The organism is Wolbachia endosymbiont of Tetranychus urticae (assembly GCF_046529255.1).
Taxonomy (GTDB): Bacteria; Pseudomonadota; Alphaproteobacteria; order Rickettsiales; family Anaplasmataceae; genus Wolbachia.
The window spans coordinates 606,852-619,221 of the sequence record NZ_CP114181.1; the positions used below are offsets into that span (position 1 = coordinate 606,852).

A 12,370-nucleotide genomic window follows, 5' to 3' on the forward strand; every position below is an offset into this window, starting at 1 on the left:
ACTCATACCAAATTCCATTACTAATCGAACAAATAAGAAACATTACAAACTCGTTTAATAGTAGCACTGGAAATACTGACAATAAAATTACACAGAACATCTTCAAGTAAGCCTATGGTATCGTAGACTCTGTTGCGTAAAGTATTGTGTTTGATATATTGCCACAACCTCTCAACAGGATTCAGTTCTGGTGAATAAGGAGGCAAGTATATAATGGTAATGTTTTTCTGAATTTTCAAACTTTTTGATCTATGCCAGCCTGCACAATCCATTACAAGAAAGGCTTTTTTCGTGCCTAAATCTTTCGACATCTGCTCCAGAAATATATTCATACAATCAGTGTTTACATATGGAGCAAGTAGGCTAATTTTCTTACCACTTCTTGGATTTACCGCACTGTAGATATAGAAATTTTGTCTACCAATTTTCATTTAACCTGCGTTCTGACCCCTTTTTTAAACCATCCGTGTCCGATTTTTGAATGAGTTCCAAATCGTGATTCATCAAAAAAATACCTCCTTTTCAGGGTGGGAATTGACTATTTTATTGAAGTATTTTTTAAACTCTTCTTGCTTGTTTTTATCTTGTTTATGGTGAATTGGCCTCGGTGTTATATAAGAAAACTTCATCCTTTGTATCTCACGATGCACTGTTGATTTGCTAATGTTTAGGCCAAATTCCTCTGAGATTTTTATTTGCACTTCCTTAATAGTAATATTTGGATTTCTTTCTACCCATATTTCAATTTGCTCACGTTGATTTTTGTTTAATTTGCTTTTTCTTCGCCGCTGAGAAGGGGAAAATAATTTTTCTACTCTACCAAATTTTAGATGCTTTATCCATTCAGTCAAAGCAGTCCTTGAAATTTTACATATTCTTGCCACAGCGCTTATACTACTTTCTTTTCCTGCTATCACCGCTTGTAACTTTTTTGAAACATATGCGTTATTTCTGACCTTTTTTAACATTTCTTTCGCCAAATTTACAACTTTTTCGTCTAACAGTTTTGACCTTAATGCCATTTATACCTCTCTATTTTATCTACTCTAGTATCACTTCTTTCCCATTATTGTCTATCTGTTCTTTACATAGTGGGAATTGGTATCAAATACTTTATTATACCTTTGTCATTTACTTTAGGAAATACTATACATGAAAAGATTTTGCTGAGAAAAAGGTCGATCATTGAGACGATTTTTGGCTACCTCAAAAATAGACTTGAAATTGAACATACTCGCCATAGATCTCCCGTTAATTTCTTGGTTCACATCTTTTCTACTCTCATTTCCTATTCCTTGAAATCCAAAAAGCCTTCCATTTCCTATACTTTCTTCCTTCCTTAATCCAGAATTAGCGTTTAAAAATATAGGATTCATAAGAAAAAAAAGACCTACGGGTATAAAGAAAGAAATGAGGAAAAGCGAGCTCAATTTGCAAGGGTTATAGCGACAAAAGAACCTAAAAACTTAGTGTATATAGATGAGTCTGGCATTGATAACACTGAACCTATGGGTATTGCCAGAAAGGACAGCGGTTTTATGCCCTAAAATCTGGAAAGAAAACTCAACGAATCAGTATGGTTGCAGCCTTAAGTAGAAGAAAGATAGTTGCTCCATTAACCTTTGAAGGCCACTGTAATATGGATGTTTTTAATGGATGGTTTGAGCAATTTTTGACACCAATCTTGGAACCTGGACAAACTGTCATTCTTGACAATGCTACTTTTCATAAGTCTGATAAGATTATCGAGTTTGCTAAAGGAGTTGGTGCAGAAATTTTGTATCTGCCTCCATATTCTCCAGATTTCAACAAAATTGAGCATTATTGGTTTGCTATAAAAAACAGAGCCAGGAAAAACATTCCTCTATTCGAATCCTTTCGTCGTGCTGTTGATTCTGCCTTCCTATGACCCGTTCGGACTATTATGAGAAATGCTATAAATACATTTTTAACATTTTTATAGAAAACTATTAGTATAGATTTGTATGCTGCCCTCATGGCTATTTTAAAATGTTTAATACTCCTTTTCATTATTTCTTGCACACATTTACCTAACAAGCAACATTCTGTTAATATAGACAATTATAAGCACGATTATTCGTTGCAACAATATAATACTCCTTTGAAGAATAACGAACCAGCAATACCAGAAATGATACCTCTACCGGTAGAGTTTCCCGATCTTAGAACCAGTAATCAGTTTCTTTCGATTAATGTTGATGAAAAAGTACCAGTAAAGGATTTACTGATTGAAATAGGAAAACTTTCTGACATTAACTTAGACATAGATCCCAAAATATCAGGTAATATTACTTTAAAGCTAAAAGATAAGAACATAAACGAAGTAATTCAGAATATAGCCAACAGCGCCAAATTGCGTTACTCAATGAATAATGGTGTAATTAGAATTGAACAAGATTTGCCATATGCACAAAATTATTACGTAGACTTCATCAATATTCAACACTCTGCTCAAAGCAATTTTGTCGTTAGTGGCAATGTTACAAGCAGCGATGCTGACAGGAATGTTAGAAAGTCTCAATATAGCAGTGACTTATGGAGTTCATTAGAAAAAGGCTTAAATGCAATAATGGATGTTAATGGAGTGGATGATGGTGAATTTCTTTCATCCAACAGAGAAGCTGGTGTCATTATTCTAAATGCTAAAAAAGATATTCACAAAGCTGTTGAAGAATATATTAATAAAGTTAAGAAATTGGCGTCTTCTCAAGTAATGATCGAGGCCAAAATAGTTGAAGTTGTATTAGACGATAAATACCTTTCTGGTATCAACTTAAATGATTTGCATAATGAAACAAAATCTATAACAAATCAAGATAGTTCCATTACTAGCCTGGTAATGAACTCTGATTTAGAAAATTTAGTAAAAACTTTAGACAAGTTTGGCACTTCAACCGTAATTTCAAGCCCTAGAGTACATGCTATAAATAATCAGCAAGCAATGATTTCATTTACTAAAAACCATATCTATTTTACTTCCGATATACAGAAAGATAACGGAAACTCCAATCATGCCTTAATTACCAAGATGAATAGCACTCCAATAGGTGTGGTGTTAATAATCCACCCAAGCATTAACATTGATACTAACGAAATATTTATGGATATACACCCAACCTTATCAAGAATTAACAATTACACTAAAGACCCAAATATAGAATATGTCGCACAACAGAATAAAATGAAATTAAATAGTGACATTCCAATTATTGAAACCAGAGAAATGCACTCTACGTTAAAAATTAAGAGCGGCGAAGTTATGGTAATTGGTGGGCTTATAGAGCATAGAAAAGATAACCAAAACTTATTGCATCAAAAGTCAAAAAAACTGGCTAAGACAGTAGAAACCGTCATCTTCCTGAAAGCAACAATCGTACCAACACTTGGTTTATTAGATATAAAAGATAGGAATTTATATATATTAAACGTATCCGTTCAGGCAATGGCATCAACTTAAGGAAAGATGTTGGGGTTGCTATTATGATAAGAAGAGAGTATCAGAATGATAATTAAGACAGCTTAATCATAAATCTGTTGCAGTAAATTTAAGTTACTTTAGTCATATATTGAAGTTTTTAAACAGGTCTTAGTTTACTTACTTTATTGTTTTCTTTATTATCAAATATTGCTTTAAATAATATGGAGGAGCACATTGTCAGCAATTGCCGTTATTGATTTTGGTTCACAGTTTACACAGCTTATTGCGAGACAAATCAGGGAAATGGGCGTTTACTGTGAAATATTTCCAAGCAATATCGATTTCGAAACAGTATCAAAATTCAATGGATTTATTTTTTCTGGAGGACCGCAATCTGTAAATGACAATTGCTCTGAAGTAAGTGAAGTAGCACATAAAATCATAAAACTTAACGAAACAATAAACACTCCTATACTTGGAATATGTTATGGACAGCAACTCATTTGTCACTATTTCGGGGCAAAGGTAAGAAAAGAATTCAATCAGGAATTTGGCAAAACTAAAATCAAGATACTAAAAGAATCCCCAATTATAAAGGATACTTGGGACGTTAATTCCGAAGTCGATGTGCTAATGAACCATGCAGACAGTGTCGAAACTATACCGCAAGGATTTACTGCTATTGCCTCAGGTATAATAAATCAAACAATCGCAATAATTGCCAACGAACAGCGGAAGATTTACTGTACTCAGTTCCATCCTGAAGTTAAGCCTACGACAAATGGTAGTAAACTTCTCTCTAATTTCTTAGATATTGCAAATTGTGAGAGAGATTGGACAATGAAGTCATTCATTGAAAAACAGAAGGAAAAAATTCAAAACTTAGTAGGGGAGAAAAAAGTAATTGCTGCAGTAAGTGGGGGGGTTGATTCAAGTGTTGCAGCAGTTCTTACACACAAAGCTATAGGAAAACAATTAAACTGTATTTTTATCGATACGGGGTTATTGCGTAAGAGCCAGACCACTGCTATGTTAAAAGAAATTCCAATAAATTACGTTGATAAATCAAACTTGTTTTTAAGTAGGTTAAAGGGAATAACTGATCCGGAAGAAAAGCGAAAAATTATCGGCAATACTTTTATCGAAGTATTTGAAGAAGAGGCAAAAAAAATAGGTGATGTGGATTTTTTAATGCAAGGCACCATTTACTCTGATGTAGTTGAATCAGGGCACGCTTCAGGAAACACTAGTACAATTAAATCTCATCACAATGTTGGTGGGTTGCCAGAAAAAATGAATCTGAAATTAGTAGAACCTTTACGCTATCTCTTTAAAGATGAAGTAAGGCTGCTTGGCAAAGAAATTGGGCTTTCAGATGAGATAATATTTCAACATCCATTTCCTGGGCCTGGACTTGCAGTGAGGATCATAGGTGAAGTTGATGAAGAAAAGGTACGAATATTGCAAGAAGTAGATGAAATATATATCAACACAATGAAAAATTATGATCTGTATGATAAAATATGGCAGGCTTTTGCTGTACTGTTACCAGTAAAAACTGTGGGAGTTATGGGAGATAATCGTACATACGGATATGTTTGCGCTTTAAGGGCTGTGACTTCATCTGATGGCATGACAGCTGATGCATTTCCATTTGAAAATAAAGATCAACATTCGTTAGTATTTTGGAGGTTTTTGCAAGACGTCAGTAGTATAATTGTTAACAAAGTTTCCGGAGTAAATCGAGTTGTGTATGATTTAACTTCCAAGCCACCAGCAACTATTGAGTGGGAGTAGCAATAATTTCATTCCAGTTTCAGCTACTCGAATCACACCAAAGAGGCTGCTTGCATAACTCAAATTTTAAGGAAAACTATTTAATGTCATTCCAGCGCGTGACGCTGGAATCCAGAAAAAAAGAACCAGTGTCAGCTACTCGGATGACATCGAAATGTTCGTACAGATATTCGTCACACACCGGAATAAAAATTAGACTTTTGCCTTGTGCAAAATAATTTCAAGGCCGCATTGTCTTTATTTTGCTTATAGCTTCCACAAGCACTGCAAACATAAATGAAGAATACAAATATGCTTTTGGTAGTTCTATGTGAAGCCCTTCAAGTGTTAGATATACACCGACGAGTAAAATAAATAGAATGGCAATTACTTTTAAGCTTGGGTTGGATTTTATTAACTGAGCGGTATAACTTGATGAAAATAGCATTGCTAATATGGAAAATGTAAATGCTATAGCAACGATTATCATATTATGAGTTAATGCTATAGCAGTTAATATTGAATCAACAGAAAAAACTAAATCTATTAATATAATTTGTAGCAGAACTAAAAAAAATTGTGATTTAACGTTTGCCTTTGTTTTGTTCTCGTTATGTACAAAAATTTCGCTCCATAACTCCATAGAACTTTTAACAATAAGGAATAACCCTCCTGCAATCATAAGCAAATCTTTTACTGAAATATCTAGTGATACAGAGTGAAATATAGGCTTTTGCATTGATAATATATGTGATGTAAAAAATAGTATTACAAAACGCATCAATAGCGCCAAGCCAAAACCTATAAGACGTGCTCTTTCTCTCAGCAGATTTGGCACCTTATCTATTGCTAGAGAAATAAAGATTAAATTGTCTATACCAAGTATAGTTTCAAGTAGCGTAAGTATCAATAAAGTCCAAGCATCAGCTAGCATTTTCATTCCAAAGTCAGATTTTGTACTTTACAATAGATGTGTAAAAATTAAGTAACTTCGATTAGGTAATTAAAAAATCAGCCTTACCCGAAAAAGAAAGAGGCAAAAGGGCATTTTTATAATAAAAGTACTTTTGTAAGAGAAATAATGAAATTAAAAATTTAACTCTCTTTACGAAAATTTTAAATAGATTGTAAAATAGTTGTACCATGAAAATATATGCCTTCTTTGTAGACTAAGATTTTTCTTTAAATTAAGATAGATACACGATAAAAGGAACATATGACAAAAGAATCATTAGCAAAAACTGATATAGTAAAAGTTGAAGATAAGAAAGCAACAAAGGGATTTTTTAAAATATTAGGTGAAGTAGCAGATGCTGTAAGGTCATGGGTTGGCAATATTGGCCCTGATTTAAGTAGTAGTCGCGATGTCGATAGTTTAGTCTTGAAGATGAACGAATGCTTAAACCCAAAGGGGGGTGAAGTCTCAGCACGTAAGAACACTGTATCTCTTGGTAATTTGTACTTGAGTTTATCAGAGGCAGGTCAAATAAAATTTTTACAAACCCTGGCAGAAAAGTTCAATCCGGATAAAACGAAAATAGATAAAGAAATAAAAGTATATAAGAAAAATCAAGATTCTGAGTCGAGCTATAAGTTTGAACAAGACTTAATAAAAGTCCTTGTATCACCACGCTCTAAAATATTGAAGCAGTTTATCTCCTTACCGGAGGGCCTTAAGTTTATTGTTGATATGCGTTCTGATGTACTCAAGCTGAAGAATCAATATAAAAGTCTAAGTCCACTAGAAAACGAATTAAAAAGTATACTTTGTACTTTGGTTGATGTTGATCTACTTGATCTTCATCAAATCACCTGGGATTCACCTGCATCATTGTTGGAAAAACTTATAAAATATGAAGCTGTACATAAAATTTCCTCTTGGGGTGACTTAAAAAACAGACTAGATTCTGATCATCTCTGTTTTGCTTTCTTTCATTACAAAATACCAAATGAACCTTTAATTTTTGTAGAGGTTGCACTGATGAATGAGATTGCAGATAGTATTCAACACGTTTTGGACGAGTCAGTTCCTTCAAGTGACCCAAGCAGTGCAAGTACTGCTATATTCTATTCAATATCAAACACTCAAACTGGTTTATCTGGAATTAGCCTAGGTAACTTTTTAATAAAGAGAGTCGTAGAAAAACTATCGCAAGAATTTAAAAGCGTAAAAGTGTATGCAACTCTTTCTCCAGTTCCTGGATTTACAAAATGGCTAAAAAATCAAGACGTAGCTTTATTAGGTAAGCTTAATATAAAACAATCAGGTACAGAAATTTTAGAAAGCATAAAAACTAACATTGAATGCGAAAAACAGTCCCTACTGAAACTTTGTGCACATTATTTGCTAAAGGTTAAAAGCAGTGGTGGGGGTGCTTATGATCCAGTAGCACACTTTCATTTAAGCAATGGTGCATCAATCAAACAAATCAACTGGATGGCTGATACTTCTGAAAAAGGCATTAGTCAGTCAGCCGGAATAATGGTGAATTATTTGTACGAATTGCCTAAAATAGATAACAATCATGAGAATTATATGATTGATAAAGTGATTTCTCATTCAAAAAGAGTGTCAACTATGTTGAAGGATTAATAAAAAAGATGTTGAAAGTTTTCTCATATAGGTATACATAATACTAGATAGCTTTTTGAGGAAAAGTGTATAAGTAATGAGATATTAAAGGCAATAAAACAAAAAATACAAGATAGAGTATCGAGTAATGAACCGTACAGTCTCTTTATAGATCCTGAAGAAATAAAGTCGTTCAATGATTGTGTTAGTAGTATTAAACGTGATGAAACAATCTCAGAGGAATCAAATGAATTGATAGCCATTTATGAAGGACTTATTTAATATTTAATAACATTGCTAGCGACTGGGATGACAATAAGAGTAGCCTAAGTGGTCAAAAATTAGTGTACATTATAAAAATTTAGAGTCTATCTTAAAGATGGTGACTATAATTAAAGGATTGAAGACAGGAGTGGGCAGAGCATTCGTGATCCCCGGCCTTGATGAATCTGCGTTAATTTGTGATATCAAATCACTTCAGAAAAAAAATGAAAGAAGCGCTAGAAAAAGTGCAACAACAACAAAATGCAGCAAGGCAAAAAGAGTTAGAAGAGAAAGCTAAAGAAGAGCTTAGCAAGTACATAGAAAACGGCACTATTGATGCGATATCAATCGAAAAGCATAGTAATCCAGATCTTCTTTATACAATAATCAAACTAAAAGAAGACAATAAAAGCACAGATATTAAAATAAGCGAGTTTTTAAATAGTGAATTTTGTAAAGAAAATAAGATTGCTGGTTTTCTTATTTCAAATGGCAATCAAGAGGAAATTATCCATGGCTTTATAAAAGAAGAGATAAGGTATTATGATTTAGGTACCACAGCTCAATATGGAATAAAGTTTAACTGGTATGTAGATGGAAAGGAATGTAGCATTACGCTTGGTATTAATAGCGATGGCAATATGAAAATAGTAAGTAATAAACCAGATGATAAAGATTTAGAAAAAAATAAAGATGTAAAGATTAAAGTTGGTAATGCTTACCTAAGTCTTGCTGATGCAGTAAAAACGTGTAGACAGCAAGGAGATCCAAGTAGCACAGTGAAGCAAGCATCAGCTAATGAGCATTGCCGCCCATTGGCAAGGACTTCAGCTTAATGTTTTTAGCAAAAAAAGATATAAATAATTGCTCTTGTAATACTTAAAATGTAAAATAGATCTACTTAAATAAGTAGATCTATGAACAATATAAGAAATTTTGCAATAATAGCACATATAGATCATGGGAAGTCAACTCTTGCTGATCGTTTGATAGAAGAATGTAACGGTCTTGAGACAAGGGAAATGACCAATCAGGTACTTGACTCAATGGATATAGAGCGTGAACGCGGAATCACAATCAAAGCACAAACGGTAAGACTCAATTACACTGTAAATAATGGTAATAAATATTGCCTCAACCTCATGGACACACCAGGTCATGTTGACTTTTCATATGAAGTCAGCCGAAGCTTAGCCGCATGTGAAGGCTCACTTTTGGTAGTAGATAGCAGCCAAGGAGTTGAAGCTCAGACTCTGGCAAATGTCTACAAGGCAATTGACAATAATCATGAGATAATAGTTGTGCTTAATAAAGTCGATCTTCCTGCTGCAGATCCAGAAAGGATAAAGCTTCAGATTGAAGAAGTAATTGGTATTGATGCAAGTGAGTCAATTTTGATATCGGCAAAAACTGGTTTTGGGATAAAGGATGTACTTGAAGCTATAGTGACAAAACTTCCCGCTCCTCAAGGTGATACAAATGCTCCACTGCAAGCAATTTTAGTTGATAGTTGGTATGATCCTTACCTAGGAGTAGTAATTTTAGTGCGAGTTAAAAATGGAGTACTAAAAAAAGGCATGAGAATCGTTATGATGTCTAATAATGCTACATATCAGGTCGATAATATCGGTATTTTCACTCCTAAAAAAGTTATGACTGGTGAACTTTCAGCAGGTGAAGTTGGTTTTATAACTGCTTCAATGAAAGAAGTAGCAGACTGCAAAGTAGGAGACACTCTTACTGAAGAGAAAAGGCCGTGCAGCAAGGCATTACCTGGCTTTAAAGAAGTACATCCTGTAGTATTTTGCAGTATTTTTCCCAATAACACAGATGATTTTAAATATTTAAGGGAAGCACTAGAAAAATTACATTTAAATGATGCTAGTTTTACATTTGATGCTGAAACGTCAAATGCCCTAGGTTATGGATTTCGTTGCGGTTTCTTAGGAATGCTACATCTTGAAGTCATTCAAGAAAGACTCGAAAGAGAATTTGATTTAGATCTAACAGCAACTGCACCGAGTGTTATATATAAAGTTGCAACACAAAATGGTAAAGTTTTAAATATCCATAACCCAAGCGATATGCCAGACCCTACAAAAATTGAAATAGTGGAAGAACCGTGGATCACTGCAACTATAATGGTACCTGATCAATATTTAGGAGAGATTCTATCTCTGTGTGAAGAGAGGAGAGGAGAACAGCAGGATTTATCTTATGTTGGTAACACGACAACAGCACTACTGAAGTATAAATTACCGCTGTCTGAGGTTGTTTTTGATTTTTACGATAGACTAAAATCAATTTCCAAGGGATATGCAAGTTTAGATTGGGAAATATCCGATTATCAGGAAAGTCAGATAGATAAATTAAGTTTTTTAGTTAATGGAGAACCTGTGGATGCGTTAGCCTGCATTGTTCATAAAAGCAGGGCAGAAAAAAGAGGCCGTGAAATATGTGCACGTTTGAAAGACTTGATACCACGCCAGCAATATAAAATCGCGATTCAAGCGGCAGTAGGCGGAAAAATTATTGCTAGAGAAACGATTAACCCGTATAGAAAAGATGTAACAGCCAAGCTCTATGGTGGAGACGTCACACGAAGGATGAAGCTGCTTGAAAAGCAGAAGAAAGGTAAGAAAAGATTGCATTCTGTGGGAAACATAAACATCCCACAAAATGCTTTTATTGAGGCTTTGAAAATAAATGATTAATATATATCCAAAAACATAAATTTAAAGAACTAAGTGATATTTTCTCAATAAATTTACTGACATTGATATGGGTAAATTTGAAATAGCTATGTGAATTTGTAAAACACTATATAAGATACAATACAACGAAATCATCCCAGTGTTAAACGCTGGGATGACAGAGAGCAGCTCAATTTCTCCACTCAATCAGTAAAAATCAGATATATGTAGACATTGGCTAAAACCATTCCAACAACATTTTAGTGAAACTTAACAAGCTTATCTATAGTTTTAGTGATGATTCTTGGAGTATTTGGAGAGACTTCTGAGCCCAGTCTATTTAACCGCTCTATAGCAAACCCGCTGTTCTCATTTATTATGAAATCACATAAAATATTTTCTATATCTTTAATAACACTTTCATGCTTTCTCAGAGGATGGTTATTCGGATATCTATGAATGGTTTTGATGCTAGAATACTCAACGAAAGCTTGATCTTTAAAAGCAAGTTGTCTTAATTTCTCTTTGAATTTTTCTTCTTCATCTCTTGCTAAAAGGCAAGACTTTATAAGTGATTTTATAATCGAGTTTATAGCCTGATGTATTTCAGAATGCACTATAACTTTGATGATATTTTCTTCCACTATGAAATCATAAGTGCTTTTTTCGCTCTTTAATGACTCTATAAGCATTTTGCTATTTTGCGAATTCAATTCCAGATTCTCTTCACTTATAGGAGTCATTATAAAGGTATTCTTATTTACCCTGATGTAAAATTGTGGCAACCCTTTAGAACAGGCAAATGCTACATCCTTAGACTCAAGTGCGTGATTGTATGAAGAAGAAAGGGTGCTTGCTATAACGCTACTTGGTACTTTCATTCCATGATTACTTAGGTGATTTAACACATTCTCAACATCATGATATGTAAAACCTGTATCTTTTATCAATTCAACAACTTCTATGCAATTGTGTTGTTTATACTCTATTGTCACTTCTTCTGTAAAAAGAGTTTTAGCTGCTATATGCTTATCAAGCACTGTGAAAATCTTGATGAAACTCTCTAAATCTTGTTTGTTAATTAATTCAATGCTAATTAAGTTTTTGCTAACAATTATAATATTTTTTATCATTTTTTCCCACTAAAAAAACTCACTAGATGAATTGTATTTTTAATTCATTAAAAATTGTTTAAAGTGGGTATGCCAGCAACAGTAAGACAAAAAAATCACATAAAATCTTCATTATGTATTATATTACATCCCTCGTGTTCATCACTGCCGCTTGTGTAAGCTGTTGCATTAATGCTATCTTCATTGTTATTTAACATATTATCCAACTTTCCTTCTTTTTCAAGATCCATCAATTTGTCACATCCAGCAATATGATGTACATAATCACCATTTTCATCAGTAATAAAAATTTGTGGAACTGTCCTGACGTTATATTTTGATTTTATACCGTCAAACAAATCCGAGTTTCTAAGTACATCAATTTCTTCGTATTTCACACCTTTTTCATCCAATAACTCTTTTGCTTTCTTGCAGAATGGGCAGTACTTCTTCACATATATTACAACTTTTCCTTTAGTGTTTTTCACGATTTATCTCCATAGTTTATAAAATA

The 12,370-nt window shown here is 33.5% G+C and carries 8 protein-coding genes and 3 pseudogenes; 7 read left to right on the top strand and 4 right to left on the bottom strand.

From position 1 onward, the window contains the following. Window positions 1-20: 20 nt before the first annotated feature. Window positions 21-1,022: pseudogene (locus tag O1Q06_RS03360) on the bottom strand (IS630-like element ISWpi10 family transposase). 123 nt (window positions 1,023-1,145) lie between these two features. Here O1Q06_RS03360 and O1Q06_RS03365 point away from each other — a divergent pair. The 4 genes and pseudogenes from O1Q06_RS03365 to guaA form a co-directional block, all read left to right on the top strand. After that, a pseudogene (locus O1Q06_RS03365) lies at window positions 1,146-1,343 on the top strand (transposase); the annotation flags it as partial. 33 nt (window positions 1,344-1,376) lie between these two features. Beyond that, window positions 1,377-1,909 (top strand): annotated as a pseudogene (locus O1Q06_RS03370) (IS630 family transposase); the annotation flags it as partial. A gap of 87 nt (window positions 1,910-1,996) precedes the next feature. Further along, the gene (locus O1Q06_RS03375; RefSeq protein ID WP_410543005.1) at window positions 1,997-3,478 is read left to right on the top strand and encodes a secretion system protein; all 1,482 of its coding nucleotides are present in this window, start codon (window positions 1,997-1,999) and stop codon (window positions 3,476-3,478) included. A gap of 195 nt (window positions 3,479-3,673) precedes the next feature. Next, window positions 3,674-5,236 carry a glutamine-hydrolyzing GMP synthase gene (gene guaA / locus O1Q06_RS03380; RefSeq protein ID WP_052265035.1) on the top strand — a complete coding sequence of 521 codons (1,563 nt, stop codon included), beginning with the start codon at window positions 3,674-3,676 and terminating at the stop codon, window positions 5,234-5,236. A gap of 220 nt (window positions 5,237-5,456) precedes the next feature. Here guaA and O1Q06_RS03385 read toward each other — a convergent pair whose 3' ends face one another. Further along, window positions 5,457-6,149 carry a TerC family protein gene (locus tag O1Q06_RS03385; RefSeq protein ID WP_410543145.1) on the bottom strand — a complete coding sequence of 231 codons (693 nt, stop codon included), beginning with the start codon at window positions 6,147-6,149 and terminating at the stop codon, window positions 5,457-5,459. 282 nt (window positions 6,150-6,431) lie between these two features. Here O1Q06_RS03385 and O1Q06_RS03390 point away from each other — a divergent pair, with 282 nt between their 5' ends. The 3 genes from O1Q06_RS03390 (at window position 6,432) to lepA (ending at window position 10,765) form a co-directional block, all read left to right on the top strand. After that, a complete protein-coding gene (locus tag O1Q06_RS03390) occupies window positions 6,432-7,808 on the top strand; it encodes a malonyl-CoA decarboxylase (RefSeq protein WP_410543006.1) in 1,377 nt (458 codons plus the stop codon). Between the two features lie 467 nt (window positions 7,809-8,275). After that, window positions 8,276-8,887: a hypothetical protein gene (locus tag O1Q06_RS03395; RefSeq protein ID WP_410543007.1), complete on the top strand. Its 612-nt coding sequence runs from the start codon at window positions 8,276-8,278 to the stop codon at window positions 8,885-8,887. 81 nt (window positions 8,888-8,968) lie between these two features. Further along, window positions 8,969-10,765 (top strand): translation elongation factor 4, encoded by a 1,797-nt coding sequence (lepA, locus tag O1Q06_RS03400; protein ID WP_410543008.1) that lies wholly within the window; start codon window positions 8,969-8,971, stop codon window positions 10,763-10,765. A 239-nt stretch (window positions 10,766-11,004) separates the two neighbouring features. Here the strand turns inward: lepA and O1Q06_RS03405 are convergent, their stop codons facing one another. Next, entirely contained in the window at window positions 11,005-11,877 is an 873-nt protein-coding gene (locus tag O1Q06_RS03405; protein WP_410543009.1) for a hypothetical protein, read from the bottom strand. A 95-nt stretch (window positions 11,878-11,972) separates the two neighbouring features. Further along, window positions 11,973-12,344, bottom strand: a complete 372-nt coding sequence (locus O1Q06_RS03410; RefSeq protein ID WP_006015443.1) for a glutaredoxin — start codon at window positions 12,342-12,344, stop codon at window positions 11,973-11,975. Between the last annotated feature and the right edge of the window lie 26 nt (window positions 12,345-12,370).

Coding starts and splice junctions, on each gene's coding strand:
- O1Q06_RS03375 (WP_410543005.1), top strand. CDS start 1,997: ATGGCTATTTTAAAATGTTTAATACTCCTTTTCATTATTTCTTGCACA.
- O1Q06_RS03385 (WP_410543145.1), bottom strand. CDS start 6,149: ATGCTAGCTGATGCTTGGACTTTATTGATACTTACGCTACTTGAAACT.
- O1Q06_RS03390 (WP_410543006.1), top strand. CDS start 6,432: ATGACAAAAGAATCATTAGCAAAAACTGATATAGTAAAAGTTGAAGAT.
- O1Q06_RS03395 (WP_410543007.1), top strand. CDS start 8,276: ATGAAAGAAGCGCTAGAAAAAGTGCAACAACAACAAAATGCAGCAAGG.
- lepA (WP_410543008.1), top strand. CDS start 8,969: ATGAACAATATAAGAAATTTTGCAATAATAGCACATATAGATCATGGG.
- O1Q06_RS03405 (WP_410543009.1), bottom strand. CDS start 11,877: ATGATAAAAAATATTATAATTGTTAGCAAAAACTTAATTAGCATTGAA.